A 26,817-nucleotide genomic window follows, 5' to 3' on the forward strand; every position below is an offset into this window, starting at 1 on the left:
CTCCTGCGCTGCCGGGTGCGCTACTTCACCGACGGCAGGATTCTCGGCTCAGAAGCCTTCGTCAGAGAACAGGCTGTGGCCCAGCCGCCGCCCGCTTCCGTAAGACCCCCGGGACCCAAGCCCATGAGAGGGGCAAACTGGAGGGGTCTCTCCACTCTCGGAGGATTGCGTAAAGACTTATTCGGGTAGGATGGAAGATCCTCAACAAAGAGAGCGATTCACCACTTGATTGATGGTTCCTAACTCTGTCTCTGTGTCACTTGGAAGAGGAACAGATTCGCCGACCAGAGCCATGTAAATCGAGTGATATCGGTTGGTGAGCTCCAGTCTAAGTTCGGGAGGGGCTTCAGGTAGCCTTTCATCGTGGTATGGGTCGCAGCGGTTGGCGAACCAGAGCCGAATAAACTCTTTATCGACGCTATCAGGTTCCTCGCCGAGAGAGAGCCGCTCTTCTAAAGTGTCCAATCTCCAAAAACGACTCGAATCAGGAGTGTGGATTTCGTCAATGAGAACGAGGGATCCGTCTTCTATTAGGCCCATTTCATATTTCGTATCCACGAGAATGAACCCAGACTCCCGGACTTTTCTCTGCCCAAATTCAAAGAGCTCAAGAGCTTTTTTGGAGGCAAGACTCCAAACTTCTTCGCTTACTATTCCTGAGTTCACAGCTTCCTCTCCGGAAATCGGCTGGTCGTGAGACTGTGCTTTTGTTGTTGGCGTCAGGATGGGTTGAGGGAGCTCATCGTTCTTTCTCAAACCATCTGGAATGATATTTCCGCAGTAATTACGCGCCCCTTCAGAATAGTGGGTCCAAAGTGACGTGGAAGTTGATCCCGTAAGGTATCCTCGGACTACAAATTCAAGAGGAATCGGCTTACAAGCCTCTGCGATCGTAACGTTCGGATGAGGAACGCTGATTAGATGATTCTCAATGATTGGTTCAGTTTCTCGAAACCACCAAGCACTCAGCAGATTCAGGATTCTGCCCTTCAGTGGAATCGTCGTTATGGAACGATCAAACGCACTTAGGCGATCCGTGCACACCAACGCGATCCTGTTATCGCTCCGGTATATGTCGCGGACCTTTCCTTCTACTTTGCCTGTCCGGCAATCAGTCTTTTCGATTATTTTTCCGAGTAGCTCCGCTTCAGAGAGGGGAAAGCCAGAGGTATGCATCTTCTGTTTTTCTGGTTAGACCTTTTTCAGAAAGGCCTCTGGATCTAATTCGCCTATGGTATCCGACACCGGATTGTGTAAAATATGGGTGGATAGAACTTTCGGAAGCTGGGTTTTGCGAAGCTCAGCCGATTGGAATCTGAGAATCCACAAGACGGATGAGTTTAGTTGACTGGGATACTCGAGGTGAAACCGGCGTTGAAGCGTCTCCAAAACCCGTTTCCCACGCAAGTCATCGGTAGGGGAGACGCAGACAACCGCAACTTTCGAGGGATCGCCTGGGTCTGATCGGTCGACAAACTCCTTGTTAGAGTTAAAGAGCTCACCAGTCTCTTTAAGTTCAGTTTCCCAATTCTCGGGAAAATCGGAGTGTTCCAGCTCCCATAAAATCCTTCGCTCGACCGAGACATCGAAACCGATTCTACGCAGGCTTTGTTCCACCGACTTTGCTGTTGTATCCGTGATAATTAGTGAAACGGGTAAGGTCACGGAACCCGCTGAAACTGAACGCTCTTCGACCTGCTCATTCTCCACATGAAATTCCAGCGGACGAGAATCGTGGGTCTGCCCGCGCTCCATGTATTCTCTCATGGACGAGAATATTGCATTTCCGTTCGGTGTTCTTTCAGGATGAGGCATCATCGCCATCACATTGCCCGCGGGATTCGAAACAGCAGCAAGGTTCTCAGCGGATCCATTCGGGTTCGTTGGGAAGTGATTCTCAATGTTTCCAGATTCCGCAGAATACTGAAACACTCCCTGTCCGCGTTCCATTATCTCCTCAAGGAGACTTGGATGGGCTAAAAAACGCCCTTCAGCATGTGCAAATGGTATGTTGAGTTGATCGCCCTTCTCAATGTGGCGCGTGAAGGCCGTTCTATCCGGATCGACAGCACTCTTCACAAAACACCAGTCATTGAAAAACCCCGAGCCAAGGAGGTGCTCACCAACCTGACGACGATTCGGAGCTAATGACATGGCCACTTTGTTTCCAGAAACCCCTGGAACAAGGCCACTCTCAACCAGTATTTGTGCACCGTTGCAGATACCAAGGACTGGCTTTCCGGTCTCCGCTTCCCGTTTAATGATTTCGAGGATTGGATCCAGCGACGCGAGAACTCCTGCCCTCGATCTATCTTCGTAGGAAAACCCTCCTACGAGAAAGTATCCATCATAAGATGACAATTCCGCTGACGAGCGGTTCCATAGGAACTCCTTTGGGTGCATCCCGTTTCTCCGGATAGCCGCTGCTGACTCCGCCTCGCAATTGCTTCCGGGAAACTGGATGATTGCGACCTTTTTCATTCTTTCCTAGATAAGAGAAACCTTTCGATCCCCAGGGATTACGGCCCCAATTCGAAATGCGTTGCTTCCGGCTTGTTCGGCAATTTGTAGGGCGCGGGTAACTTCTTCTTCAGGCAAAATGCCGACGAGTCCAATTCCCATGTTGAACGTTCTGTACATTTCCCTCTCATCGATTTCGCCCAATTCCCGGATGACAGAAAAAACAGCAATTTCCGGCCAAGAGCCTTTCTTGATTTCGACGGAAGTTCCCTCCGGTAGTATTCTGGGGATATTTTCCAGGAAGCCTCCCCCCGTTATGTGTGCTAGACCTTTGATCGAAACTTCTGATTCAATCCATCGGTCTATTGGTTTTCGGTAATTCAAATGAGGCTCAAGAAGCGTGTCCCCTACAGACGCGGTGAGGTCCTCCAGACGATCTTCGGTAGTAAGTCCCGCAATCTCGAAAAACACTTTTCGGGCAAGAGAAAAACCGTTGGTATGCAAACCGGAGGAGGAAAGGGCGATTACCACGTCTCCTGGGGTGATCGAAGATCCGTTTATGATCTTTTCCTTGTCAACTAGGCCACTTACGCAGCCAACGATATCATGCTCGCCCGGCAGATAGGTTGACGGCATCTCCGCCGTTTCACCACCTACAAGAGAGATTCCATTTTCGCGGCAATTTTGAGCCATGCCGGCAACAATCTCCTCCACAACAGCAGGATCGAGCTTCTCGTTAGCGATGTAATCGAGGAAACTAACGGGCTGCGCTCCGTGAACGAGAATGTCGTTCGTAGTCGCGCTTACTACGTCTATGCCAAGATTGAAATACTTTCCTGCCATCCTGGCCACTGATACTTTTGTTCCAACGCCGTCGATACTCTGGATAAGCACTGGGTTTTGGTAGCGTTTGAGAGCAGCGCCTAGTTCCACCATCGAACCAAACGACCCCACACCTGTCAGAACATCCGGGCCGAAGGTGCTCTTGGCGAGTGGCGCGATCCGATCAACCGCTTCATTTCCTGCGTCTATGTCGACACCCGATGATTTATAATCAGCTTTGCTCATGGAGATGGTTCATTTGGGAGTCGAGCTTTTCGCGTAATCCGCATTCCCAGACAGTCTTTAGTTCATTGAGCGGGATCTTAATATTGGATCCGAGGATAAAGTCGTCGCTGTTTGCGGTTTTGCCAACGGCTTCGACAGGAACGTTATGAGCTTTCGCTTTCGTCAGAAAAAACTCCTTGTTTTTGTCTTCTACCTCAACGATGAATCCTCCGAATTCACCGAACAAAACTGACGGATCGGTACCTTTCTCGAAGGAGATCCCATCAAAACTGACCCCGCCTTCAACTGCTGCTTCCGCAAGTGCAACTGCAAGGCCTCCATCGGACACGTCGTGGCAAGAGAGAATCACCCCTTCCTCGATCATCTCAACGACCATGTAAGCGTCTCGCTGAATCACCTCTGGATCTGGGTCTGGAATTGTCCCGTGGGTTCCTCCCTTACTTTCCAACCAGAGCGATCCAGATAGTGAACGAGCAAACGCGCCCACGTGGAACACGAGGGAACCGGCTCTGGAAAACCCGAATCCAACCACTTTTGAGGCATCAGGCATTCTGCCGACGCAAGAAATCATGGGGCTGGGTGGGATAGCACGTCCCTGAGACTCGTTGTAAAGAGAGACGTTGCCGGCGATGATCGGAATGCCGGACTCGGGATAGTCAAAAAGAGTGACGGACTTAGCGGCCGAAGCTACTCCTTCGACTCCAGCAACAAAGTCTCCCATCTGGTCCGGTTTTTCTGGATTTCCGTAGCACAGGCAGTCTGTAAAGGCGACGGGCCTTCCTCCGACAGCGCATACATTTCGAAAGGCCTCAAAGACTGACCACTGCGCTCCTGCTCTGGCATCGATACGATTGTAGCGGGGATTTTGGTCGAGGCTCACAACTGCGCCTGCCTTGCGAATTTCTTCTGGCCAGACCGGATCTTCGAAAGGACGAAATACTCCGGCATCACCACGACCCGCCTCTAACTCGGTAGCGCCTTGAACCTGTTTGTCGTAGGATTCAAAAACAGGTTTCCTTGAGGCCACGTTATGGTGCCCCATGAGTGACAGGAGGTCGGTTGAAAAATCAGATGCAGAAAAAGAAGGAATGCTCTCGGATGCTGTATATCTTTCTGGAAGAGAGTAATCCCGATCATAAAGGATTCCCTTCGTGACTTCAGAGGCTGAAGCCTCGACGAGAATCTCACCGTTCCATGTTACGCGGTAGAGTCCGTCGCCCCGGATTCGCCCTACCACTGCCGCTCTGGCCCCAGAAGAGACCTCCGGCAACGCAAAAGTCTGATTATAGTGTTCCAGGACTATTTGTTTAAGGTCTTCAGGGACGACCCACATGAAGCGTTCCTGGGTTTCCGAGCAGAGGATCACGTGCGGCGGGAGTCCTTCCATACCAACCGGGACTTTGTCCACTTCCACCTCGGCTCCGTAACCAGCGGCCTCAGCCAGCTCTACGCTTGCACAGGCAATACCCCCTGCGCCAAGATCCTTGAAACCTACCCGGTTGATCGCCTGGTTATCTATTAAGATCCTATGTAGGGCATAAGTTGCCTTAAGAAGGTGGCGTTCCAGAAAAGCGTTTGGCTCTTGAACTGCACCTTTGTTTTTCTCTTTCTCCCTTTCATCCAGCTCGCCAGAGGCAAAACTTGCGCCGCCAAATCCGCTGTTGTCAGTAGGCTTTCCCACAAGGATAAGATGATAGCCTTCCGCATTCTCCGGAGCATAGGAGTGGAGAATTTCATCTTCTGCGATAGCGCCCAAGGTCAGCACCGTAACGAGGCAGTTGTCGTTGTAGCCCGGATCAAAGAATATGTCGCCGCAGACGTTGGGGATACCAAGGGGATTTCCGTATCCAGCTATCCCTGCGACAACTCCCTCCTGAATCCACTTGCTCTTCGGAAGGTCAACGTCGCCGAAGCGCAACGAATCTCCGACTGCTATTACCTTTGCACCCATACAGCATACATCGCGAACGTTTCCTCCGACACCAGTAGCAGCTCCCTCATAAGGGACTACTTGAGATGGATGATTGTGGCTCTCGTGGCTTACCGCCAATCCAAAACGGCGACCCTTAGCGTCCCGGGCAATTTCGACAATACCAGCGTCTTCAGTTGGACCCAGGATTACGCTGGGTCCTTCCGTGAGAAACTGCTTTAGGTGAGTCCGGCTGCTTTTGTAGGAGCAGTGTTCGGAGCCTTGAATTGACCAGAGAACACACTCTGCGAGAGTCGGTGGACGCTTAAGGATTCGATTTTGGATTGTGCGTGCCTCTTCAACCGTAAGAGAGAGATGGTGGTCGCGGAGAAGGGAGGCAATGGCCTCCTCACTAAGGCCATTGAAGTCTAAAGAAATCGGTTGTGCATGAAGAGGAGGCATCTACCGCGAGCTGACCGTCTCGGTGCGAACGAGTCAATTCCTGTCTCGTGACAGCAACGATTTTCGCGCTTTCAGGAGATTTCGGATTTTTTCCCATTCTGGATCCGTCGGTCAAAATCGAATATTAATAATTGAAAATCAATAACTTATGGATATTCGATCGGATGATGACCCACATTTTCTCCGATGAAAAGGCTCGCAAAATGGCACTAAAGAGTAGATGGTTCTTACCTAATCTTACTTTAATCAGGAACTTACAGCCATGAAACTCTTTCTTTGCTTACTTTTTGCTGTCGCCAGCTCCTTTGCTTTTGGAGGAAGTCTCCAAGACAAAATTTCTGGCGATTTGGTTCGCCTTGATGGTGACGCCCTCGTTCCAGCCTCTGATGCTTTGGACGGCAAGGATGTAATTGCCGTATACTACTCAGCTCACTGGTGCCCACCTTGTCGGCAATTTACTCCGCAACTATCCGAGTTCTATGATCAGGCTTCGGAAGAATACCCAAACTTCCAGATGATCTTTATGAGTAGCGACCGAGGATCAGATGCCATGGAAGAATACATGGAGTGGGGCAAAATGAACTTTCCTGCCGTGAGCTTCGATGAACGGCAGGCTTCCGGCTTGGGAGAGTTTTCTGCCCGCGGAATCCCTTATCTCGTGGTTCTTGATGGTGACGGGAACCAGATCCTCGGAAAGGCCCCGGGCGAAGACTACAAGTCTCCCTACCAAACGTTAGAAGAGTTGAATTCCCTTCTGGCCTCGCAATAGGTCGTCTAGACTTATCCGGTAACTCCCTGTAGCGGACATTCCGGAAAACGACCGTAAAAGCTCTTTATCGGGAACAGCGTTTCCGAGTGTATAGGTTTGTGGATTCTTCTATCTGAAAACGGAGTAGGTGATGAAATTCCTTGGTTCACAGTTTTCTTATTTCATAAGGGACCCCCAGGCCCGCAGGAATCTTGGAGCACTGAAGACGTATCTGTTTTTCCTCCTCGGGATTATAGTTCTATATTCAGTTCTATTCCACGTCGTCATGCTTTGGGAGGGGCAGGATCATTCGTGGCTCACCGGTTTTTATTGGACGCTCACTGTGATGAGCACCCTTGGTTTCGGTGACATTACTTTCGATAGCGATATCGGCCGTTTATTTAGCGTTCTCGTGATGTCCTCAGGAGTAGTTCTACTCCTGATCATGCTCCCGTTTGCTTTCATTCGTTTTTTCTACGCACCATGGCTCGAGGCTCAGATCCGCGCCAAAGTTCCGACGAAGGTAGCTCCCGAACTAGAAAATCACGTGATCATTTGTCAGCGAGATTTCATTACAAATGGACTGGTCCGTAAACTGAAACTCAATGACATCCCCTATTGCATTCTTGAAGGCGACCATCAAAAGGCAGCTCAACTCCGGGAAGAAGGTCTGACCGTTGTAGCAGGACAGATTGATGACACGCAGACATTTGAGAACGTCAATGTGAACAAAGCGCGGCTTCTTCTGGCCAACGCAGCCGACGCAGTAAACACAAACATCCTACTGACAGTTCGGTCGATTAGCTCGACGATACCGATCATCGCTTTGGCAGAGGAGGACGATTCGATCGACATTTTTTCGATGAGCGGAGCAACCTACCCGCTGGCACTGAAAACGAGGCTCGGCGAACACTTGGCGACCCGTATTGGTTCAGGAACAGGGACGGCACAGGAGGTGGGTCGGTTCAAGGATCTCGTGATCGTTGAGTTTCTCGTCCACGGTACTCCTTTGGAGGGTAAATCGCTACTAAAGGCGGGCATAAGGGAATCGACCGGTATGAACGTGGTAGGTCTATGGGACTCGGGTCGACTTTGTTCCGTCGATCCGAACAAGCCGCTAGGGGAGACCTGTGTCCCCGTAGCCGTAGGAAGGCAGGAACAGGTGGATCGCCTAAATAAGCTACTTGGGTCTGGTGATGCGGGACAGCATGAGGTGCTTGTGATTGGCGGGGGAAAGGTGGGTCGATCGACGGCTACCGCTCTCCGGAAAAGGGGAGTGATCGTTCGCATTGTGGACCAAAATCCGGCTTTGGAGAAAGAGTTGGCACCGTTTTGCGACAAGGTTATTATCGGGAATGCTGCCGACCGGAAAGTGTTGGAAGCCGCTGGTGTGGGGACCGCAAATGCTGTCGCACTTACCACCCATGACGATGCACAAAACATTCATCTCGCCGTGTACTTTCGCCGCCTGAAACCGGAATTGGGAATCGTGAGCCGTATCACCCGCGAGCGAAACATCGATGCGATTTATCGGGCCGGTGCTGACTTCGTTCTGAGCTACGCTTCGCTGGGATGCGAGTTTATCACTGCCTACTTGTTGAAAAGGGAGCCCGTAATGGTCGGAGAAGGCGCTGACTTTTTCTCAGTGGATGTTCCCGCGAGCCTCGCCAATAAAACTCTTGCCGAAAGCGGTATTGGCTCGGAAACAGGCTTGGTCGTAATTGCATTTGAATATGGAGGCCAGACTACGACGAACCCGCCCCCGACAGTCGTCCTCCAATCGAAGGGAAAGCTTCTTCTTCTTGGCACGAATGCTCAGCGAGAGAGATTTAATGCAGTGTTCGGCTAAGAATGATTAGAGAAATCCTCTCTTGATTCCCCTGCGCCATTGTTTCCAATTCAAGATTAGCAGGAATTTCGGCGGACTTGGAGGAGTGGCTTTCGGTGCGAATTGAATCAACGGTTTGGAAGCTCTTGGTTGCTGAAGTGCCGATGAATTCCATGGTTTTGGGAGACTGCTCACTTTTGTTTTGCGAAGTCTTTACTGAGTTCTCATTCTCATCGTAAATCATTGAAAACGAGCAGGTATGGAGACACTTGGCAATAAACTGGAAGAAGCGCGGAAACGAAAAGGTGTCTCTCTGAGGGAGGCCGCTGAGGCCACCAAGATTAGGATGGAATACCTGACCCGATACGAGAGCGACGATTTTGACCTGCCGCTCCCTCCCATCTACCAGCGGGGTTTTATCAAAATTTACGCACGCTACCTTGGCGAGGACCCCTCGGCTGTTGCAGATGAGGTTCAAGCTCGTCTTCATCGCACTCAAGCGGCTCAGGGTCGGGGAGATGCAAAACCTTCGCTAGGCCAGATGGAGCTTGGTTCAAAACGCAAGCGGGCTGCGGCACCAATTTCGGACGCACCAGACGAAGAGTACTCGGCCACGCCGGATGAGGCTGAAGGGACTGAAAAGCGGTGGCGACTCCCTCAAATTCGCGTGCCTGGGTTACACTCTAGAGGGGACGATCCGGAATACGATGATTTGGAGGAAACGGGAGAGCCAATGGATCGGACCTTCTACCTCAAAGTCGCTGTGGTTGTCGGCTCGGTTACAGTTGCTGTCGTTTTATTGATTGCGTTGATCAAGCTCATATCTGGTGGAGAAGAGACCCCTCTCAACCCTGAACTTTCAGATTCCGGAAGTTCTGCCGAAATCGTTGGCGCCTCAGATGCCGAATTGTTCCCTGAATCTGCTGACCTAACCATTCGAGCTGTAGGTGGACCAACTTGGATTATGGTTGACGATGTTGCATCTGGCGAAACGTTGGAGCGGTTTTCCCTGGACCCGGGTCAAAGTCGACTGGTTGAGAACGAAGGAGAAGTTTTGGTTTCTTACACGCAAGGAGAGTATCTTGAGGTCGTGCGAGGAGGCGAGTCTTACAGACCCTCCCGATCGGGGGTCGGCAAAATCAGGATCCCGTAATGGACGAGTCGCTTGAAGAAGACGTCAAAGAGCTGGAGGAAAATCTGCGGGAAAAGGAGTCTCAGCAGGAGCTCTTCCAGCGGAAAGTCTTCGTGATAGGCGAGCTACACACTCGCCGAGCCCTGTTGGCGAATCGGGTAGGGAGAGTAAAGAGTGAATCCATGATGAGGTACGATGACCTTGAACATGAGGCGAGAGTCGAAGCAGAGGGTCTCGGTAAAGAAATGGCAGGTATCTCCAAGTCCATCAGTGATTTCCGGCCGGAATCACTTGCCGATCTAGATTCGTTTCGCGAAGAAACCAGTAAGCGATTTGACGCCGTGGAAGAGAAGATTTTGGCAGCGGAAGGGCAGTTGGAGTAACCGCTTCGGAAGGGTGGAGTCCGCTTTCACTCTCCCAGAAGTTCTCCTTGCTTTGGCCCTTTTGACCGTTGCCGCTGTTGCTGTTGGAGGGGCAGTCCGGTCCTCCCTCGATCTACTTACCCGGGCCCGCTTTGTGGAGCAGCCACCTATTGGTTTCTCAATTGCCATGGATGCCTTGCTGAAGACCCAGAGCGTGGACGCGGCAGAGGAGGGAGATCGGATCAATTTGCCCGATGGAGAAACGGTGCGTTGGAATGCAGATGTAGAGGATACTGGAATTCCGGATCTCTTTCGCGTTTCGATAGAAATCGAGGTCGGCGATCGTGAAGGAACACGGGAAGTTCTCCTTTTTCGTCCCTCTTGGTCGAATGCGATTGATCGAGGACCTCTCATGGAGGACGCCCGGCGCGATATCGAGGACCGACTTGAGGAGGTAGAGCGGTGAGGAAATCCAAGACCGGAACACAATCGGCGTTTACTTTAGTTGAGGTCCTCATCGCCCTTGCGCTCTCGGCAGCCATTTTTGCAGCGGCTATCAATCTACTTCTCGGAATTGTTGCAGCATGGGAAAAGGCGAGGGAGGGGGATTTGGAGGCGGATTCGGAATTTCGATTGTTCTCATTTCTTCAGGGGTACCTGCAATCATTTGGAGAAGACGATCTTTCCGTTGAGACTTTGCCGGGCGAACTGGCGGACTACTGGATTACATTCACGATCGAAAATAGTCCACTCACTCGGGACGTCCAGCAGGAGTGGAAGACCGAGCGTTTTGCCTTAGTGGTCGAGCGCGACGAAATTCGATTGGTGCCCGTGGTAGGTGAAAACGAGGATCGACCGAGAACGGAGGATGGAGTCCTACTCTACGGAGAAGGGGTGGAGGTTGAATACTGGGTTTGGGACGAAGCGCGGGAGCGTTGGGAGGCAGAAGAGGAGTTAGAGAGCCGAGGGGGAGTGGAGCCATCTCTGCCAGAATATCTGGTCCTCACTTATCCAGATGAAACGGTAAGGTGGATACGGTTGGGAAGTCCAGAGGGAGATCTTGCGCTGTGGTGAGAGAAGCTAAGCGATTCTGCAAGGGTGGAGTTCTTCTGGTAGTGCTCGGAGTGCTGGCGGCTATGGGAGTGGTGGTTTCGCTCTTGGCAAGCTATACACTCGAGCGCGCACTCCTCGCGGAGACGCGTGGAGCGGAGTCCATTTCCGGGGTGAACATAAAGCTTTCAAGTGCTATCGAGACGGGCGTCGCTGCTCTGAGTGCTTTCGAAGAAGTGGCTGGATCTTTGCATAGCCCTTCAGAGGGATGGGGAGTCCCAGCGGAGGTGATGAGTGGATGGCCATCTACCCTCGAAGGAGTGACAGTTGAGATTTTCGACGAGTCCTCAAAGCCGGGACTTTCTCTTTTGGCAGAAGACGATCTTAAGGAACTGTTGGACGAAGCAGGTTTTTCGAAAGGTGAAGCATCCGAACTTGGTGACCTTCTTCTCGATTGGATCGACGAGGATAGTGATCAAAGGTTTCAAGGAAGAGAGAACAGCGCGGTCGGCCGTGACGACGATCTCTGGATTGCGAATCGACCGCCCCGTTCGTGGGATGAAGTCTGGGAGATTCCTGAATGGAAAGAGGTAGCCTTCGATGAAGAAGGAAATCTACGGGATTGGGCCTCACGCTTCTCGAGTCTGTTCAGTCTCGACCACGATCTTCCTGCAAATATCAACACGGTGGACAGAGACTTGGTCGAGTGGCTGAGTGAAGCTAACCTGATCAGCAATCCCTTATGGCTGGATCGTCGGGATGGAAGGGACAACGAGCTGGGTTCTGAGGACGACAGGATTCTCACGGAAATTCCTGAGGAGGCCTCCCTGGGTGACTTATTCTCTGCCGAGAGTCAGGTTCTCCGCATCCGGGCTTCAGCAGAAGTAGGAGAGCGTTCTGTGTGGAAGGAGGTTTGGATTTCAAGAGAGACAGAAAGTGACAATGATCGCGGAAGTGAGGATCCCGATATCGAAATTCCCTCTGAACCAGAGTTGGATTTGCCGAGAGAGAATGATGAAAGTAACGGTGAAGGAGCAGCTGGTGTTTGGGGTGAATGGACTATCTTTGATGTCCGGGGAGGGCTGGCCTTGAGCCTTGAAGAAGGGGCTGAAGAAGAGTAAGGTGTCGGCCGTGAGTAGTGGTGAAAAGCAGGAGCTTTCTGGCAGGGTCGTCTTCGTGCCTGCTCACCTCGTCGTGTATCAGTATTTTGAAGCCGTTGAAGGCATTTCGGATGAAGAAGCGGAAGAGGCGGCACTTCTCGCTTTTGAAGAGGAATCTCCGTTTCCACCTGAACAGATCGCTACAGGAAGAATCGTTTCGTCCGATGGAGCTGTCGCAGTTTGGGGATGCGAGGAAAATTCACTTCCCGAAGCGGGAAGTGATCAGTTTCTCCTGCCTGAGTTCTTTCCTTTGTTGAGTTTTTCTCGGGATGCCGGTGCCTGTGAAATTTGCGAAACTGCCAACGGTTCTTTCGTTTTGATTTTCGACCAAGCCGGTTCACTTCCGACCGAGATTATTGGATTTTCCAACAGAACGGCCGATTCTTCGTTTTGGGATGACGTCGAGGGGGCATTTCGCTTTTTGGGAAGAAGGTGGCCGGGAAAAGACGGTTTTAAGAGACTTGGAATCCGTGAGGTATCTGCGGACTCCCGAGGCAAGTTCCGCTCTGTCACAGAGATTGGAGACGAAGACCAGTTTGAGTGGAGCCTCCAAGGTCAATCGCTCTGGAAGGCGGATCTGCGGGCATCGGAATTGATTCAAGAGTTCATTAGCCAAAAGAAGGCAGGAGAGCGACTTTGGCTGGGTGCAAAAGTTGCAGCTGCAATTCTTTTGTTGGTATTTCTCTCTCAGGGGGTTCTCTTCGCTTTGAACTTCTGGGTAGCCGGAAAAGAAAGGAAGGAGTCCGCGCAGGGACCGGATGTTCGAGCAGTCGAGGAAAGAGCGAACCTAGTCTCCCGTCTTGGAGATCTTGGAGAATCGCGGGTTTCAGTCTTCGAGCGGCTCGGTCAACTCAATCTTCTTCGACCCAACGGGGTTCAGTTTCTCAGTGTTGAATTTGAGGAACCGGATCAGTTTACGGTGGAGGGTCGAGTCACTCAGGTAGGGGTTCTCAATGAGTACATGGACCGCCTTACGGCGGATCCTCGTTTTCTTCTGGTCGAGCTTCCCCGTCCTAGATCTCGGGATGGACGCGTTGAGTTTGAACTGGAAGTCAGGGTTCCGAACCGGGAGATTGGATTGTGATTCAGGTGCGGGAACGGTTTTTTCGTCTCAGTCTGCGGGAAAGAACAATCGCGGTAGCTCTGATTCTAGGGATCGGTCTTTTTTGGGGGTCTTCGGTTCTTGGAGGTTTGCGAGATGCTTTTGAGCGGAATGGTAGAGTCTCTGCTGAGCTGGAGTTTCAGGATACCGTTCTTGGTCGCAAGTCTGCCATCGAGAGTGAGATAGCGGTAAGACTGGAAGAGATGGATGCTGAAAGGTCTCTGTCTGCGTCTACATTTGTCGAAATTGTAGACGAAATTGCCAGGGGTGTTGGTCTTTCTCCGGATATGGATCCGGTTGAGACGTTGCGGGGCGAGATGGTTTCCGTGCATCAATTGGACCTAGGATTCGACGATATCCAGCTTGTTCCGCTCATTGACTTTATCCGTCGTATCGAAAATGATGGGATCCCCGTATCGATAGAAGAAATGCTGCTTTCCGTCAATGAGAGGGCGCCAGAGCGTCTGGACATTGTCCTCCGTCTCGCTGGTTTCGAATTCGATTCGGGATCTCCTGCGCGGTCTCCCGCGGGGCTTTTTGCCAGTCAATGAATACTTTGATTCGATCAGTTACCTTATGTATCGCGATTCTTTTTGGAATCGGGACGGCGACGATCCGTGCTCAGGATGACGCGTTTCTTTTCGTAGATGCGGATCTGGACACAGTCTTCACTGAGTTGGAGAGGTTGACGGGTAAGTCTGTCTTACGTCCGCAGTCCCTTCCGAACGCCCGGATCACCTTCCTACCCACTCAGACGCTCACCAGCGAAGAGAGAATTGTAGCTCTGGAGAGTTTACTGAGTCTAAACGGGATCTCTCTCGTCGAGTTGTCGGATCGGTTTGTCAAGGCCGTTGCCAGCGCAGCAGTTCTTTCGGAGTCTCCGAATTTGATCGTCGGGTCGACTCTCGGCATGGCACCGACCGAGGCCGTTTTTGCAAAAATCTTCAAGTTGGATTTTCTTACTGCTGACGAGGCAACGGCATCTATCCAGCCTCTCCTTGGAGGAGCAGGCCTCGTCACGATTCAAAAAGCGAATTGGATTCTTGTCGCGGATGCGTTGACCAATTTGCAACGGGTAGAAGAGGTCTTGCAGCAAATTGACCGCAAACAGGCAGCGAACGAGGAGATCCGTTTCTTTCAGATACGTCATATTCCGGCAGAGGACCTGCAAAGGAACCTGGAAGCTTTTCAAACCGGACCTCTGGCGCGGTATTTCTCAGGAAGCACCGTTATCTCTTCAGTGGAGCGGTCAAACCAATTGGTAGTCGTCGCCCACCCGGATAGTATGGAGTTCATCGAGGGCCTAGTCGAAGAATTCGATGTTGATGCACAACCGTTGACCTCCAGCAAAGTCTTTTACATCCGTCACGCGGTCGCCGAGGAGGTCGCGAACGTCATCACCCAGTTGATCGATAACCAGAGGGGTCAGGAAAACGAGCAAGTTTCAGTTCAGCGTGAGGGTGAGATCGGTGAAGTCCAGGGCCAGGTAGAGACTTTAGTTGAAGTGCAAACGCCGACACCAGAACCTACAGCAGCAGCAGCCGCTGCCGCAGCGAGGACCGCCGCGCTCATGCAGTTTAGCCCGTTCGCGAGTCTGGTTTTCGATGAGCGGAGCAACTCGGTCATTGCCTATGGCACGGCAAACGATATCGAACAAATTGGAATACTAATTGATCAGATCGACATCCTTCTCGCACAAGTACGGATCGAAGTGGTGATTGTTGAGGTCACCCTTGACCAGGATCAAGTCAGAGGTATCGATGTATTCGGTCTGCAATACAATACGGAAGGAGAGAGCCAGTTGCGTCTTGCCGAGGTCAATGGAGCAGAGCTTCCACTGCGGGTTGGGGCAGCAGTCTTCAGCGCTTTTTCGCTGCGGGATTTCTCGTTGCAAACCGTATTTAACGTGGCTCGCGGCAACGGGGATGTGACGGTTCTCTCGGCACCGACGATAATGACCACTCACAACCGGGAAGCCCGGGTAGAAGTAGGGGAGACCCGACCGATCGTTACCGGTTCGGTGATTAACAATGATGCCAACGCCACCCGAAGCACGGTCGAGTTTCGGGACATCGGTATTCAGCTAACGGTGAAGCCTCTGATCGCAGAGACAGGAGTCATCCAGATGGAGATCCTTCAGGTGGTGGAAAATATCGTTTCGATCATCACGGACTCTGACAACCCCGACTTAAATGGGCAGCCAATTATCGGAACTCGTGAGGCAGAGTCCTTTATTAGCGTCCAGGACCAAGAGATTATCGTCCTCGGAGGATTGCAGGAGCGTCAGCGCAATCTCACAAAAAACAAGCTCGCGATTCTGGGTAATCTGCCAGTGGTCGGGGAATGGCTTTTCACTCGTCGCGACAACGAGGTAAGAACCCGGGAGCTTCTGATTTTTATCAAGCCAAATGTTATGCTTGCTCCCTCGGCCGCGAATGAAGACGCGAACCGACTCCTGGACAATCTCGATGAACGCGATTCAGTAAGGAGCTATCTCGATACGGGTGAATTTGATTCAATGAATGTTCCGAGGATCAACCCGGACATAAGCGTGGTAGAACCCTTTGATGACGATGCTGTTGCAGATGGCGTGCGAACGGCAGATTAGATGGTCCGTAGGATTGATCCTGACAATTCTCGGGGTGTCGGTCGGTTCGTTGGTGCAGGGGCAGACGGCTCCCATTGAGAGTTTAATCAATCGGTCTCCTTTTTTGCCGCCCGGTTACAGGACGACGCCGGTTCAGCCTCCAAAGCCTGTCTCGCCTCCAGTGGCAGCCGCGGCGAGCCGGTTTGAACTTGTGGGCGTCTCTACCAACAACGGAGTCGTTAGTGTTTCACTCAGGCGTTTGGGTGAACCGAGAGGTACCTGGCTGACGCCAGGGGATCGAGTGGACGATGTGAAGTTTGTTCGCTTTCATCTTGCCGCGAGAGAGGCGGTCGTCGAGGTTGCCGGTAGGAGAGAGACGATTCCACTCAAGCCACCCTCGATCAGTGCGATGCCGCCACCAAACCCGGCTGCCAATCAGCGACCGCCGCAGACGCCCGTCGCAAATAACCAAGTCCTTCCCAGTCCCCCGACTGGAAACCAGAATGCGGCCCGGATCCCCGTTCGGCGGCGAGTGATTGTCCCGACAGAATGAGTGTTTCCATCGATTTTCCTTCTCCTCAACAGCAGGTTTCTGAAGACCGCTTGCTGAACGGTTTGGGGGTAGAACCGGATGAAGAGTGGTTTGCAACGGACCGTCAGGGAAAGATTCGCTACCTGGCTAGAAAACTTGGCATTTCAGAAAACGAGACCTCCCGGCGAGTGGCTGCAGTAGCGAAAATTCCATTCGTGGAAGATTTTTTGGTCGACGAAGACCAGATGGAGCGGGCGCCCACCCGTTTACTTCATTCCCTGCAGTTTCTGCCAGCGAAAGCAGACCGCAGCGGTGAAAGATCCTTAATGGAAGCCGTTACAATTTGGCCTCTGAGTCCGGTTGAGCAGCGCTGGATTCGGACCCTGTCGGGCCAGTGGCCAATCGTCCGGCTTGGGACAATGGAGAAAATTTCGGACCGGATAACCGAGCGTTACGGAGTTGGTTCTGCGAGTTTGGAAGGGCAGGAATCAATCGTCGCAGAAGAGGAATTGAGTGAGGAAGAGGACGAAGACGCAGCCGTAATCCGTTTCGTCAACGAAGTCATCCGGCAGGCGTTGGAGAGCCGAGCAACTGACATTCACTTCGAGCCGCACCGAGAGAAGTTGGCGATTCGCTATCGGATCGACGGTGAACTGACGAAAGTGGCGGTTCCGGAGAACTTGCAGAGTTTTCAGGCCGCTATCATTTCGCGGATTAAGATTATGGCTCATCTGAACATTTCGGAGCGTCGTCGCCCTCAGGACGGTCGTATTGGCTTCCAGTGGGGCAAGGATGAGATCGATATTCGTATTTCGACTTTTCCAACACTCTACGGTGAAAGTGTGAGTCTCCGTCTTCTCAATCAAAAGAGCCAGGCCATGAGTGTAGATGATCTGGGACTGCGGGACTTTGAAAAGAAGATCGTGGGTGAGGTGGTGCGTCGACCCAATGGAATCATTCTTGTAACTGGACCTACTGGTTCGGGAAAGTCGACCTCTCTTAATGCCTTTATCCGCATGGTGCATTCTCCCAACAAAAGGATCATGACGGTTGAGGATCCGATTGAGTATGAGGTTCCCGGTGTCAATCAAACCCAGATCCGCGAAGACCTTGGCCTTACCTTTGCCCGTTCACTTCGTCACATCTTGCGGCAGGATCCCGACATCATCATGGTAGGTGAGATTCGCGATCGCGATACAGCTGAAATTGCGATTCGTGCCTCTCTCACGGGTCACTTGGTGCTTTCGACTCTTCACACTAATGATGCGCCCGGGGCACTAACGAGGCTGATCGACATGGAAATTGAGCCGTTCCTCATCGCTTCGAGTGTCGAGCTGGTAATTGCCCAAAGACTGGTCAGACGTCTTTGTACTCATTGTGCGGAAAAGCGTCTGGTTCCCCCAGATCAGGTGCTTTCGATGAGGCGGATGTTGGATCTATCGATAGAGGGATTTGACCCGAGTACAGTGTCCCTTTCCTATCCGGTAGGTTGCGAATGGTGTCGTGGTCTTGGATATCGAGGGAGAGTGGGGGTTTTTGAGATGTTGGAGGTCCAGGCGGCGGCCCACGATCTCGTTCTCGAACGGGCTTCTTCCAAACGGATCCGAGAGGCGGCTATGGCGGACGGGATGAAGACCCTACAGGAGAGTGCATGGGACTTGATGATATCTGGCATCTCTTCGCCCGAAGAAGCACTACGGCATGTGAGGACTTCGGAGGAAGAGTCAGTATAAGGCGTCATGCCCACTTTCCAATACACCGCGCGTGACTCCCGCGGAAAGGCAACAGGCGGAGAGATCGACGCGGCAGATCGGGTGCAAGCTACCCGTCGTTTGAGAGGGATTGGTCTTCGCCCTACAGGAATTAGTGAGAAGGCGTTAAAGAAGTCGAAGAGTTCACCCAAAAGGCGTAGCTCTTCACGCAGCATCAGGGATTCGGATGTGGACGCACTTCTCAAGATGCTTCTTGGCCTTGTGAAGGGGGGAATGGCCATCGGGGACGCCGTGCGCAATCTCAGGGATCGAGCCAGCTCGCCGGTGCTTCGCGATCTTGCTTCAAGAGTGTGGGCGCGCCTTAGCGATGGATCGACTCTTGGGCAGGCATTGAAGGATGCAGCCCCTGGGCGAAACCGCGAAACGATGAACACGGTAATCGAGATCGGAGAGCAGACCGGAAATTTGCCACCGATTTTGGAAGAGCTCTTAGAGCAGCGGGACGAGAGCAGGGCAGTCCGGAGAAAATTGATCGGTAGTCTTCTTTATCCGACTTTTCTCTTCGGTATGGCTCTTGCCGTAGCGGCTTTCCTCCTGTTTTTTCTCATGCCTCGGGTTCAATCTACTGTGGAGGGGTTGGGCTCAGGATTATCTCCTTTTGCCGCGTTTCTGATCGGTGCTTCGAATTTGCTTCTCCTTGCAGCGCCGATTTTAGCTGGCATTGCCCTGGTTGCTCTCATCGTTTCTGCGATCATGCATCGTACACCGGAAGGTAGGTATCGCTTTGATCGGTTCCTTCTGAAAGTGCCTGTTGTTGGTGCGATTGTGAAGGATGCGGAAGTATACCGGCTTTGTAGTATATTGGCGTTACTTCTCGGAAGCGGTATCCACGCGTCCCAAGCATTTTCCCTAACCCGTCAAGCGATCCGTAATCTTGAGCTTCGAAAACGCTTCGAGGAAGTCCGCAGTCTTGTGAATGAGGGGGCATCCGTGGCTGTCTCGCTCCAGCAGCATGGTCTGTTGGATCCCACTGCATCAGACTTGTTGAAGGTGGGCGAAGAGACCGGAGAGCTTTCACATGGTTTCGATGGACTGCGGGCCGACTACCGAGAATCTCTGGGTGACCGGCTGCGGAATCTCACCGTGATCGTCTCTGGCGGCGCGATTGGAGGAGCCTTTCTTTTCGTTACCATGGTGGCACTTGCAGTGGTTACATCGATCTTCCAAGTGGGTAACTCGATTGGGCTTTAATACCAAATTTAAGAATGATTGACAGATATGGTGCAGCTCGGAATCGAAGCAGCGCAAGGCGCGGGGATCGGATGCCTATCGAGATACGCGTCGATCCCTTCAACGCCGCGAACTTCGATTCCGGGCGCATCCTTTCAGGACGGGCGTGGGATGAGCCTGAGCAGTCCCGCGGACGCGGGACCCGATTGGCACGGGTCGCAGACCCGCCTCCAATCGGGCCGCCTCACTCAGACTCATCTCCCATCCCGCCATAACTATCAATCATTCTTAAATTTGGTATAATGCGTTCTTTACCGAAGCTGGGTTTCCTACTTCTCGCTCTAGTCCTCCTTGGAGGGTGCAAGACTGCTGTAAAGGCACCAGATATCCCTGAAATCTACCGCTTGCCGGCTCGCTATGAAGGCGTGGATCGAAACCCGGTAATCGTGGTTCCGGGAATCATGGGCTCGATCCTGGAACAAGAGGGCACGGGAGTTCCAGTCTGGGGTGCATTTTCAGGAGAATTTGTTGATCCGGAGACGCCTTATGGAGCTGCCCTTGCTGCTCTTCCAATGGCTAAAGGAGTACCCTTGTCAGACCTACAGGATGACGTTGTTTCGACTGGGGCACTGGACCGACTCAGATTTGATCTTTTTGGTCTTCCCATCGAACTCTCTGCCTACGCCAACATTATGCGAACTCTCGGAGTGGGCGGGTATGCTGATGAAGATCTAGGGCGTGCAGGGGAGATTGACTACGGAGACCGTCACTACACTTGTTTTCAGTTTCATTACGATTGGCGCAGGTCAAACGTCGAAAATGCTGCGCTTCTCGACGCTTTCATCCAAGATAAGGCAGAATACGTCAGGCAGCAACGGAGGGAACGTTTTGGCGAGACAGATGAACCTGTCCGTTTCGACATTGTTGCCCATTCAATGGGTGGTTTAATCACGCGGTATTACCTGCGATACGGTGCAGAGCAGCTTCCCTCGAATGGAAGCCTTCCTGAGATTACCTGGGAGGGAGCCAAACACGTGGAAAAAGCAATTCTGGTTGGCACACCGAACGGTGGCTCAACTGACTCGATTCATCGCCTAGTAGATGGATTGGACCTCAGTATCCTTGCGCAATATGACCCGGTAATCATTGGTACTTTTCCTTCTCTCTATGAGTTGATGCCAAGGGGAAGACAGCAGGTTCTTCAGGTCGATGGGGTGCCGACTGAATGGCTGGAACCAACGGATCCATCGGTCTGGTTTCGATTCGGATGGGGACTGGCGGCAGATGGTAAAGAAGCAGAGTTAGCGAGAATCCTCCCCAACGTTCCAGTGGACCAACTCAAAGAAATCGCCCGTGATCACCTTGAGAAGTGTCTTCAGAACGCCCAGCAGTTCCATGAGGCGATTGATCGACCGGCCAGTCCTCCGCCCGGAACGGTGATTGAATTGTTCGCCGCTGACTCTGAACCCACGCCATCGCTTGTTCTTGTCGATCCGGCGACCTACGAGATTCGTCAGACTCAATTGAGACCCGGTGACCGGACCGTTTTGCGAACGAGTGCTCTCATGGATGAGAGAGTTGGGCAGAAGTGGGTTCCACGGCTTCGATCTCCAATTCAATGGAACGCAGTGACCTTCATTTTCTCGGATCACCTAGGGATGACACGCGATCCGGTCTTTACGGACAATATTCTCTACCGGCTCCTCGAAGCTCCGAGACCGACTCAAAGGGAGACACGAAATGGTTTGTAGTTTCGTAAAGTCTTGTATCAGAAGTCCGGCTTTGGCATTTGCGGCTCTGTTCCTGACGGCTTTTCTCAACGGGGAAGAGTGGTCTCTTCGTCAGTGGACAAGCGTTGACGGTCGAGAGATGCAGGCTCGGTTGATCGAGATTCGTGATGACGGTCAGGTCACGATTGAGCGGCAGGACGGCTTTCGCTTTACCTTGGACCGAAGTCGTTTTTCGCCAGCAGATGTTGCCTACATTGAAAAACAAGAAGCCATTGGCAGAAGTAAGGAAATCGATTGGAAGATGCCTTCAAATTCGCCTTTTTATGTTATCAAATCCGTGCGGAAGACGAAGGTTGATGGGTACATCAGGACGGAGGAAGGATGGGAACATGGAATCAATGCAATCGAGGTGATTGTCGAATATGAAGGTGAACGAATAAGCGTAAAGGGATCGATCGCGGCATACTTCTTCGATCGAGACGATCAGTTGATTCGCCATTTTAAGGAAGCATCTCGAATTGAAGTCAGTAACGAGGTATACGAGGATCCACCTAAGTCATTTGAGCCGGGAGAACGGTACAATGTCTATTTTCCAATTTCAAAGTTTCTGGAAGGAAGAGACTGGGACACGGTTTTGGTAGTTTTCTCGGGGCCTGATGGTATATCAGCGGAGATGGATCCGCGCCGCTCTTTTGAGGATTTTGCGTTCAGCGAGAAAGAGAGGTTGTTTCCGGATTGGGACCCGAGTCTCCTAGTGAAAGACGATACAGAAACCATAGCCCCTACTACCGAGCTGGAACTGGAGATAAGAAGAGTCCGCCGATCCGACTGGCCGCTCAGCCTTCTGTTTAATGGGGACTGGAGGCGAGGTGGCGACTGTATCGAAAGTGAAGTTCGAGTGAGGGGTGGTCTTCCCTCGAAAACCCCGGAGGTCCGGTTGTACCTTTTTGATAGAGAGAATCAGTTAGTAGGTCAGCGAAATAAGCCTTCGATGGCGGCAATTGGAGGTCAGGAATATGTTCAAGTGCCCAAAATCTCTGAGGAGCGTGATTGGTATCCGGTTGTCTTTGCTCTCGATGAAGATCTGGAAAGACTCGACTGGAGAAGCGCGGTTGTTGTGTTCTCAATCGGTAAGCAGTCTGTCGCAGAGATATACTCGCGATCAGGAGCGGAGCTGGAAGATGTTAGTTTTCCCGAAAAGAAACGTTTGGGCTTCTGATAGCAGTCGTCGCGAAAAAACAGAGGTATCCCAAGACTGAGAGTGTCCGGGGTTCCGAATCACAGGCACTGTTTTGTGAGGAATTTGCTCTAACCCTTTACTTCGGGATTCATCGAGTAGGTTCCCATATGAGAAGCACTTGCGAGAATATGTCCCTCCATGGCTTCCCGTGCAGTTTGACCAGTGAACTCGCCCTGTAGGCCCAGTGTGTCGATATCGAGGGCGAAGACCTCAAAGTGGTAGTGATGCACAATAGTGTCATTCCAAGGAGGGCACGGGCCATCGTAACCTCCGTAGACGCCCTCCATGTCGGGGTCTCCTGCAAACCATGCGGTGTAATCGTTCTGTCCCGTCACGCCATATTGAGTCGAACCTACCTTCTTACCTCTTGGAGTGACACCCACACTGGCGGCACCCTCGTCCAAACCTGAGACATCGGCGGGTATATCGACCAGAACCCAGTGAAAAAAGTCCACGCGGGGCAGATCTGCAGGCACGACTTTGCCTTCCTGGTTCACGTCTTCTCCTGACGAAGGCACGTCCGGATCGTAACAGATGATTGCGAACGATTGAGTGTTTTCAGGTGCATCCGACCAAGTGATCGCAGGACTTACGTTGTCACTTGGGGCGAACGGAGACTCTTGGCCCGGCCGACCAAAAGCGAATCGGGTAGGGATGGGAGAGCCGTAGCCCCACGAGTCAATGTCTATGGTGAATGGTTTGTTCATTTTTCTACATTCTTTGGTGGTAGGGAAATTGAGATGGGCTCCTAGAAGAGGTGTTTTTCTGTCGAACTGAAATGCCGCCAGGCGGGCGGAAAGGGGACTCCGTTTCTGTGTCTTTTTATGCTGTTCGGTTGTATTCGATGCAAGCCAGTAGCTTCGTTCTGTTCCTCAAGGAGTTGCGATCAATTCCCTCAATCGAGTGGGTTTCTTCTAGCCTAGCAAAGGGTGATTTCGGAACCGATTGCAGAATGACTTTGAAATACCCGTAGCCACTTCTTTAGGAAGCAGCGCCAGTAAAGAAGACTGGTTCTCGTGCGGAGGAGGTTTTAGATTGGTCGTAGAAGGACTGGCTTGCGGGGTTGTCGGATCAGTGGCATCAGATACTTTAAGTAACGTCGAGAGCTTCCTCACTGGGGTTCCGTTCGGTAAAACGGCTTTCTACCCGTCCTTCGAGCCGGATGTCTAGCACGGTCCTTTCGTAGACAAATCCTCCTCTTCTAGACGTATCCCAAGTAGGTTTTTTATCAGGATACATCAGCTTTCTCTTTGACCTCTCTTAAGGAAAGCTTCGTTGTCGAAAGATGAGCATTACCTTGCCCAAGGGAAATTTCGAGGCCTACATCTTCGACTGCGACGGTACTTTGGTCGATTCAATGCCGCTTCATCACGAGGCATGGAATCATAGTCTTCGTTCTTCAGGAACCGAGTGGGACCTTCCCGAAGACTATTTCTACAGAACTGCGGGAAAGTCTCTCCACCAGGTGATTGAGGAGCTGAACGAGATTTACGATGAAACCCTGATCCCAGAATCCGTGGGTGTTATCAAGGAACGCTTTTTTCATGACCGGATCACCTCGTTGAAGGCCTTCCCTGATGTAGTGGGGCATTTGCGGGATGCTCATGAACGTGGACTCCCTGTGGCGGTGGCTTCAGGAAGTGTGCGAGAGGCTGTGGTTCGATCTTTGGAAGTAACCGGGATTGCCGATTTGATCGACGTCATCGTCGCCGCTGAAGACGTTGCGAGGGGAAAGCCGGCGCCTGACTGTTTCCTTCTGGCGGCGGAGCGCCTGAGAGTTCGTCCCCAGGGTTGTCTGGTCTTTGAAGACGGGGTGGCTGGTCAAGAGGCCGCTGAGACCTGCGGAATGACTACGGTTATGGTTGATGCTCGGCGAGGGGTGGCAAAAGCCCACTAAGAGGATCAAGTCATTTCTCGGGCTTCCCAAAAGGAGGAAAGATCCGAAGGCAAAGGGGCCTCAAGGCTAGGCAACCCGAGATCATTGCTGAGTTCCCAAGAGTCGCAATGAAGTGCTTGGCGATGGAAGGCTAATCCTGAGGCGAGGCGATCGGTCCAACCCTCTGAACAAAACTCAAGATAGAAGGTTTCGTCGGGTCCGTAGAGTTTGTCTCCGAGGAGAGGAATGCCGAGGTGAGATGCGTGAACGCGGATTTGGTGTTTACGCCCACCGTCTGTATGGACTCTGCAGAGCGTAAACTGTCCGTCTGTCTTGAGAGGTTGGAAATGGGTGCGGATCGACGGGTCCCTCTCGGCTGGGTGCGTGGTCATTTTCACACGAACTTCGCTGGTCTTGTCCGGAACGATTCGAGCATCGACCGATTGAGGTTCAGTCATTTTACCTTCCACGATTGCGAAGTAAGACTTTCGAACTTTTCGCGCTTCGATTGCCATCTGGATAAACCGGGCGGCTCCACGGTCTTTCGCAAAAACGACGATTCCACTCGTTTCGCGGTCTAGCCGACTGACAAGGTGGAGTCTTTCAATATCCAGATATCGTTTCGCTGCGCCAACCAAACTGGAACCGGGCCCCGTCTTGGAAGGATGGCAGACGAGCCAGCCGGGCTTATCTACTACCAGCACTCGCTCATTCTCGAAAAGGATAATCGAGTTGAACTCGTCTTCCCGAATCTCCGGAGCCTCAGGCTGGATGAATCGTTGGTCAGGAGAGTGGAGGAGCATTGCTAGGTGGAGTTCTCTAGAGAATAGGTTTGGTGGCCGAATTTCGATCTTCGAAGGTCGAAGATCTCAGAGAATCTCATCTCCGGATTCGATTACTTTCGTCTCCGGAAGGCGGTTGCGGATCCAGCGTCGTTGTCTCTTCGATAGCCGAATCGTATTCTCGGTGATGCTTTTACCGAGGTCGGCAGGGTTTGTCGGAGCTTCCAGAAAGGAGAGAGTCTCTCGATATCCGATTGCATTTGAGAGAGTGGGATTCTTTCTCAGACCGCGATTTACCAACTCCCGAACTTCATCGATCAAACCGGCTTCCAGCATCTGTCGGGTTCGGGCCTCTATCCGCGATTGCAACTCTACCTCACCAGGATCGACCAGGTACCACCTCCGATCAAATTCCTCGAAAGCGCAGGGCGAATCCTGATGCCGTTTCTTCAGCTCGGCGGTCGTTAGATCGGTCGCTAGACAACGCTCAAGCGCGGGAGCTATCCGTCTTGGATTATTCAGGTCAATGGTTGGTTTTGGGTCTACGGCTAGCAATCGGTTCCGCAAGCCTTCGATACCTCCATTGGAAGCAATAGTTTCCACTTCCCGACGAATCGATTCTGGGATGTCTACGTTATCGGGAGCGGGATCCGAGTAAGCGGTGAGATAAAACCCACTTCCTCCGGTGACCAGAATCGGACGATCTTGTTCCACGGCTCTGGCCAGGATAGACTTGGCATAATCGATGTAGAGCGAAAGGTTGAAAACCTGATCCGGTTCACAGAGATCGATTCCGAAATGGGAGATTTCGCGTCGCTCTTCGGCAGTTGGTTTGGCAGTTCCAATATCTGCTCCCCGATAAAAGAGAAGCGCGTCGCACGAGAGAATCCATCCACCGGTTTGACGAGCCCAATCCAGCGCAATAGCTGATTTACCAGCCGCTGTAGGTCCAGCAAGCAGGCGGATAGGAATGCCCATCTACTCAACCGGCTTTTGGTGGCGTTCGAGGCGCAGTTTCCTCATCAGAATTCCTGTGCCACGGGTGATCCAAGTCTTTGGGAGTTTGCTGGATAGTGCGGCCATCGTCTTATTGCCGAAGCCGCAGGTGACTAATGATTTTCCCTTAGCAAGAGCTCTGAGGGAAATATCAGCTACTTCCTCAGCGGTTTGACCAGAACCTTTTTTCAAAGGTGCTTCCTCAAAACCGGCTGCCCGGAAAAAGGCTGTCTCTGTGGGTCCCGGACACACGCACAATACCTGGACGCCATCAGCCCGCCACTCGTCAGAAAGTGCCAAACTCCAATGGAGGAGAAAGGCCTTGGTCGCTCCGTAAGCAGAGAGAAATGGGGTTGGTTGAAAAGAGGCTGTGGACGCAATGTTCATGACTGCTCCTTTTGTTTTTAACAAATCATTTGCAAGGGCACCAGTGAGCCAGACCGGTCCTCGAACATTGACGTCAAGCATCTCCAGATTCCGGTCCGTATTGGGTGCTGGAAAAACACCGTAACATCCGAATCCGCTGTTGTTTATCAATAAGATACGTTTTCCGTGGTCGGTTTCACGAATCCACTCTCTGCAGCCTTCAACCGCTGATTCAGTCGACGAAGAATCGGCCAAATCGCAGGATATTGCAGTCAAACGGTCGCCGACCCCTTCAATTTCAGGAGAGGACCGAGAAAGGTTGCAAAAGGCTAAGTCGGGCCCCAAAATCAGGAGTTGCCGGATTAAAGCGGCGCCTATGCCAGACGAACCACCAGAAATGATCACTCGATCGAAAGAATTAATCGCAGCAGCAAGGCTATTTTTCATACGGCAGACTTTAACAGGTGTCTTTGGAAGGCACCCTT

The 26,817-nt window shown here is 52.0% G+C and carries 26 protein-coding genes; 18 read left to right on the forward strand and 8 right to left on the reverse strand.

Annotated elements, in window-relative coordinates; translation table 11 throughout:
• Positions 1–189, forward strand: a 189-nt coding sequence (locus AAGJ81_11890; protein MEM0966842.1) for a transposase, incomplete at its 5' end; no start/stop codon positions are given.
• A gap of 12 nt (positions 190–201) precedes the next feature.
• On the opposite strand, the gene AAGJ81_11895 is transcribed toward AAGJ81_11890, so the two are convergent.
• From AAGJ81_11895 to purL, 4 genes are read right to left on the reverse strand one after another with little or no spacing between them, the layout of a single operon-like run.
• Positions 202–1,176: a phosphoribosylaminoimidazolesuccinocarboxamide synthase gene (locus AAGJ81_11895; protein MEM0966843.1), complete on the reverse strand. Its 975-nt coding sequence runs from the start codon at positions 1,174–1,176 to the stop codon at positions 202–204.
• Positions 1,177–1,191: 15 nt separating this feature from the next.
• Entirely contained in the window at positions 1,192–2,481 is a 1,290-nt protein-coding gene (gene purQ / locus AAGJ81_11900; protein ID MEM0966844.1) for a phosphoribosylformylglycinamidine synthase I, read from the reverse strand.
• Between the two features lie 6 nt (positions 2,482–2,487).
• Positions 2,488–3,528: a phosphoribosylformylglycinamidine cyclo-ligase gene (gene purM / locus AAGJ81_11905; protein ID MEM0966845.1), complete on the reverse strand. Its 1,041-nt coding sequence runs from the start codon at positions 3,526–3,528 to the stop codon at positions 2,488–2,490.
• Complete coding sequence (purL, locus tag AAGJ81_11910) at positions 3,515–5,899, reverse strand: phosphoribosylformylglycinamidine synthase subunit PurL (protein ID MEM0966846.1); 2,385 nt, start codon at positions 5,897–5,899, stop codon at positions 3,515–3,517. The genes purM and purL overlap by 14 nt, the downstream gene beginning before the upstream one ends.
• Positions 5,900–6,161: 262 nt before the next feature.
• Between purL and AAGJ81_11915 the strand changes: the two genes are divergently transcribed.
• The 16 genes from AAGJ81_11915 to AAGJ81_11990 all read left to right on the forward strand — a co-directional run bounded on the left by AAGJ81_11915 (position 6,162) and on the right by AAGJ81_11990 (position 22,291).
• Positions 6,162–6,668 (forward strand): thioredoxin-like domain-containing protein, encoded by a 507-nt coding sequence (locus AAGJ81_11915; GenBank protein MEM0966847.1) that lies wholly within the window; start codon positions 6,162–6,164, stop codon positions 6,666–6,668.
• Between the two features lie 130 nt (positions 6,669–6,798).
• A complete protein-coding gene (locus AAGJ81_11920) occupies positions 6,799–8,496 on the forward strand; it encodes an NAD-binding protein (GenBank protein MEM0966848.1) in 1,698 nt (565 codons plus the stop codon).
• A gap of 238 nt (positions 8,497–8,734) precedes the next feature.
• Positions 8,735–9,628, forward strand: a complete 894-nt coding sequence (locus AAGJ81_11925; GenBank protein ID MEM0966849.1) for a helix-turn-helix transcriptional regulator — start codon at positions 8,735–8,737, stop codon at positions 9,626–9,628.
• Positions 9,628–9,990, forward strand: a complete 363-nt coding sequence (locus tag AAGJ81_11930) for a hypothetical protein (GenBank protein ID MEM0966850.1) — start codon at positions 9,628–9,630, stop codon at positions 9,988–9,990. Before AAGJ81_11925 ends, AAGJ81_11930 begins: the two co-directional genes overlap by 1 nt.
• Positions 9,991–10,003: 13 nt before the next feature.
• Positions 10,004–10,435 carry a prepilin-type N-terminal cleavage/methylation domain-containing protein gene (locus tag AAGJ81_11935; GenBank protein MEM0966851.1) on the forward strand — a complete coding sequence of 144 codons (432 nt, stop codon included), beginning with the start codon at positions 10,004–10,006 and terminating at the stop codon, positions 10,433–10,435.
• Positions 10,432–11,043: a prepilin-type N-terminal cleavage/methylation domain-containing protein gene (locus AAGJ81_11940; protein ID MEM0966852.1), complete on the forward strand. Its 612-nt coding sequence runs from the start codon at positions 10,432–10,434 to the stop codon at positions 11,041–11,043. The genes AAGJ81_11935 and AAGJ81_11940 overlap by 4 nt, the downstream gene beginning before the upstream one ends.
• Complete coding sequence (locus tag AAGJ81_11945) at positions 11,040–12,140, forward strand: hypothetical protein (GenBank protein ID MEM0966853.1); 1,101 nt, start codon at positions 11,040–11,042, stop codon at positions 12,138–12,140. Before AAGJ81_11940 ends, AAGJ81_11945 begins: the two co-directional genes overlap by 4 nt.
• Entirely contained in the window at positions 12,115–13,263 is a 1,149-nt protein-coding gene (locus AAGJ81_11950) for a hypothetical protein (GenBank protein ID MEM0966854.1), read from the forward strand. Before AAGJ81_11945 ends, AAGJ81_11950 begins: the two co-directional genes overlap by 26 nt.
• On the forward strand, positions 13,260–13,832 hold the full coding sequence (locus AAGJ81_11955) for a hypothetical protein (GenBank protein ID MEM0966855.1): 573 nt from the start codon (positions 13,260–13,262) through the stop codon (positions 13,830–13,832). The genes AAGJ81_11950 and AAGJ81_11955 overlap by 4 nt, the downstream gene beginning before the upstream one ends.
• Entirely contained in the window at positions 13,829–15,889 is a 2,061-nt protein-coding gene (locus AAGJ81_11960; protein MEM0966856.1) for a secretin N-terminal domain-containing protein, read from the forward strand. Before AAGJ81_11955 ends, AAGJ81_11960 begins: the two co-directional genes overlap by 4 nt.
• A gap of 13 nt (positions 15,890–15,902) precedes the next feature.
• Positions 15,903–16,421, forward strand: coding sequence for a hypothetical protein (locus AAGJ81_11965; protein ID MEM0966857.1), 519 nt, complete (start codon positions 15,903–15,905; stop codon positions 16,419–16,421).
• A complete protein-coding gene (locus AAGJ81_11970; protein ID MEM0966858.1) occupies positions 16,418–18,133 on the forward strand; it encodes a GspE/PulE family protein in 1,716 nt (571 codons plus the stop codon). The genes AAGJ81_11965 and AAGJ81_11970 overlap by 4 nt, the downstream gene beginning before the upstream one ends.
• Positions 18,134–18,139: 6 nt before the next feature.
• A complete protein-coding gene (locus AAGJ81_11975; protein MEM0966859.1) occupies positions 18,140–19,363 on the forward strand; it encodes a type II secretion system F family protein in 1,224 nt (407 codons plus the stop codon).
• Positions 19,364–19,377: 14 nt separating this feature from the next.
• Entirely contained in the window at positions 19,378–19,617 is a 240-nt protein-coding gene (locus AAGJ81_11980; protein MEM0966860.1) for a hypothetical protein, read from the forward strand.
• A 27-nt stretch (positions 19,618–19,644) separates the two neighbouring features.
• The gene (locus AAGJ81_11985) at positions 19,645–21,093 is read left to right on the forward strand and encodes a hypothetical protein (GenBank protein ID MEM0966861.1); all 1,449 of its coding nucleotides are present in this window, start codon (positions 19,645–19,647) and stop codon (positions 21,091–21,093) included.
• Positions 21,083–22,291, forward strand: coding sequence for a hypothetical protein (locus AAGJ81_11990; protein ID MEM0966862.1), 1,209 nt, complete (start codon positions 21,083–21,085; stop codon positions 22,289–22,291). Before AAGJ81_11985 ends, AAGJ81_11990 begins: the two co-directional genes overlap by 11 nt.
• An 89-nt stretch (positions 22,292–22,380) precedes the next feature.
• Here the strand turns inward: AAGJ81_11990 and AAGJ81_11995 are convergent, their stop codons facing one another.
• Positions 22,381–23,019 carry a YbhB/YbcL family Raf kinase inhibitor-like protein gene (locus tag AAGJ81_11995; GenBank protein ID MEM0966863.1) on the reverse strand — a complete coding sequence of 213 codons (639 nt, stop codon included), beginning with the start codon at positions 23,017–23,019 and terminating at the stop codon, positions 22,381–22,383.
• Positions 23,020–23,597: 578 nt separating this feature from the next.
• Between AAGJ81_11995 and AAGJ81_12000 the strand changes: the two genes are divergently transcribed.
• A complete protein-coding gene (locus AAGJ81_12000; protein MEM0966864.1) occupies positions 23,598–24,209 on the forward strand; it encodes an HAD family phosphatase in 612 nt (203 codons plus the stop codon).
• A 5-nt stretch (positions 24,210–24,214) separates the two neighbouring features.
• On the opposite strand, the gene AAGJ81_12005 is transcribed toward AAGJ81_12000, so the two are convergent.
• The 3 genes from AAGJ81_12005 to AAGJ81_12015 form a co-directional block, all read right to left on the reverse strand.
• Positions 24,215–24,991 carry an RluA family pseudouridine synthase gene (locus tag AAGJ81_12005; GenBank protein ID MEM0966865.1) on the reverse strand — a complete coding sequence of 259 codons (777 nt, stop codon included), beginning with the start codon at positions 24,989–24,991 and terminating at the stop codon, positions 24,215–24,217.
• Between the two features lie 66 nt (positions 24,992–25,057).
• Positions 25,058–25,948, reverse strand: a complete 891-nt coding sequence (miaA, locus tag AAGJ81_12010; GenBank protein MEM0966866.1) for a tRNA (adenosine(37)-N6)-dimethylallyltransferase MiaA — start codon at positions 25,946–25,948, stop codon at positions 25,058–25,060.
• The gene (locus AAGJ81_12015; protein MEM0966867.1) at positions 25,949–26,779 is read right to left on the reverse strand and encodes an SDR family NAD(P)-dependent oxidoreductase; all 831 of its coding nucleotides are present in this window, start codon (positions 26,777–26,779) and stop codon (positions 25,949–25,951) included.
• Positions 26,780–26,817 lie beyond the last annotated feature (38 nt).

The organism is Verrucomicrobiota bacterium, from assembly GCA_038744685.1.
In the GTDB taxonomy this organism is placed as follows: Bacteria; Verrucomicrobiota; Verrucomicrobiia; order Opitutales; family Puniceicoccaceae; genus Puniceicoccus.

Excerpts from the sequence above, each read along its gene's own strand:
- AAGJ81_11995 (MEM0966863.1), bottom strand. The coding sequence starts at position 23,019 with ATGAACAAACCATTCACCATAGACATTGACTCGTGGGGCTACGGCTCT.
- purM (MEM0966845.1), bottom strand. The coding sequence starts at position 3,528 with ATGAGCAAAGCTGATTATAAATCATCGGGTGTCGACATAGACGCAGGA.
- AAGJ81_12005 (MEM0966865.1), bottom strand. The coding sequence starts at position 24,991 with ATGCTCCTCCACTCTCCTGACCAACGATTCATCCAGCCTGAGGCTCCG.
- AAGJ81_11980 (MEM0966860.1), top strand. The coding sequence starts at position 19,378 with ATGATTGACAGATATGGTGCAGCTCGGAATCGAAGCAGCGCAAGGCGC.
- AAGJ81_11915 (MEM0966847.1), top strand. The coding sequence starts at position 6,162 with ATGAAACTCTTTCTTTGCTTACTTTTTGCTGTCGCCAGCTCCTTTGCT.
- AAGJ81_12015 (MEM0966867.1), bottom strand. The coding sequence starts at position 26,779 with ATGAAAAATAGCCTTGCTGCTGCGATTAATTCTTTCGATCGAGTGATC.
- AAGJ81_11970 (MEM0966858.1), top strand. The coding sequence starts at position 16,418 with ATGAGTGTTTCCATCGATTTTCCTTCTCCTCAACAGCAGGTTTCTGAA.
- purQ (MEM0966844.1), bottom strand. The coding sequence starts at position 2,481 with ATGAAAAAGGTCGCAATCATCCAGTTTCCCGGAAGCAATTGCGAGGCG.
- purL (MEM0966846.1), bottom strand. The coding sequence starts at position 5,899 with ATGCCTCCTCTTCATGCACAACCGATTTCTTTAGACTTCAATGGCCTT.
- AAGJ81_11895 (MEM0966843.1), bottom strand. The coding sequence starts at position 1,176 with ATGCATACCTCTGGCTTTCCCCTCTCTGAAGCGGAGCTACTCGGAAAA.
- AAGJ81_11960 (MEM0966856.1), top strand. The coding sequence starts at position 13,829 with ATGAATACTTTGATTCGATCAGTTACCTTATGTATCGCGATTCTTTTT.
- AAGJ81_11920 (MEM0966848.1), top strand. The coding sequence starts at position 6,799 with ATGAAATTCCTTGGTTCACAGTTTTCTTATTTCATAAGGGACCCCCAG.
- AAGJ81_11930 (MEM0966850.1), top strand. The coding sequence starts at position 9,628 with ATGGACGAGTCGCTTGAAGAAGACGTCAAAGAGCTGGAGGAAAATCTG.
- miaA (MEM0966866.1), bottom strand. The coding sequence starts at position 25,948 with ATGGGCATTCCTATCCGCCTGCTTGCTGGACCTACAGCGGCTGGTAAA.
- AAGJ81_12000 (MEM0966864.1), top strand. The coding sequence starts at position 23,598 with ATGAGCATTACCTTGCCCAAGGGAAATTTCGAGGCCTACATCTTCGAC.
- AAGJ81_11990 (MEM0966862.1), top strand. The coding sequence starts at position 21,083 with ATGGTTTGTAGTTTCGTAAAGTCTTGTATCAGAAGTCCGGCTTTGGCA.
- AAGJ81_11925 (MEM0966849.1), top strand. The coding sequence starts at position 8,735 with ATGGAGACACTTGGCAATAAACTGGAAGAAGCGCGGAAACGAAAAGGT.
- AAGJ81_11975 (MEM0966859.1), top strand. The coding sequence starts at position 18,140 with ATGCCCACTTTCCAATACACCGCGCGTGACTCCCGCGGAAAGGCAACA.
- AAGJ81_11985 (MEM0966861.1), top strand. The coding sequence starts at position 19,645 with ATGCGTTCTTTACCGAAGCTGGGTTTCCTACTTCTCGCTCTAGTCCTC.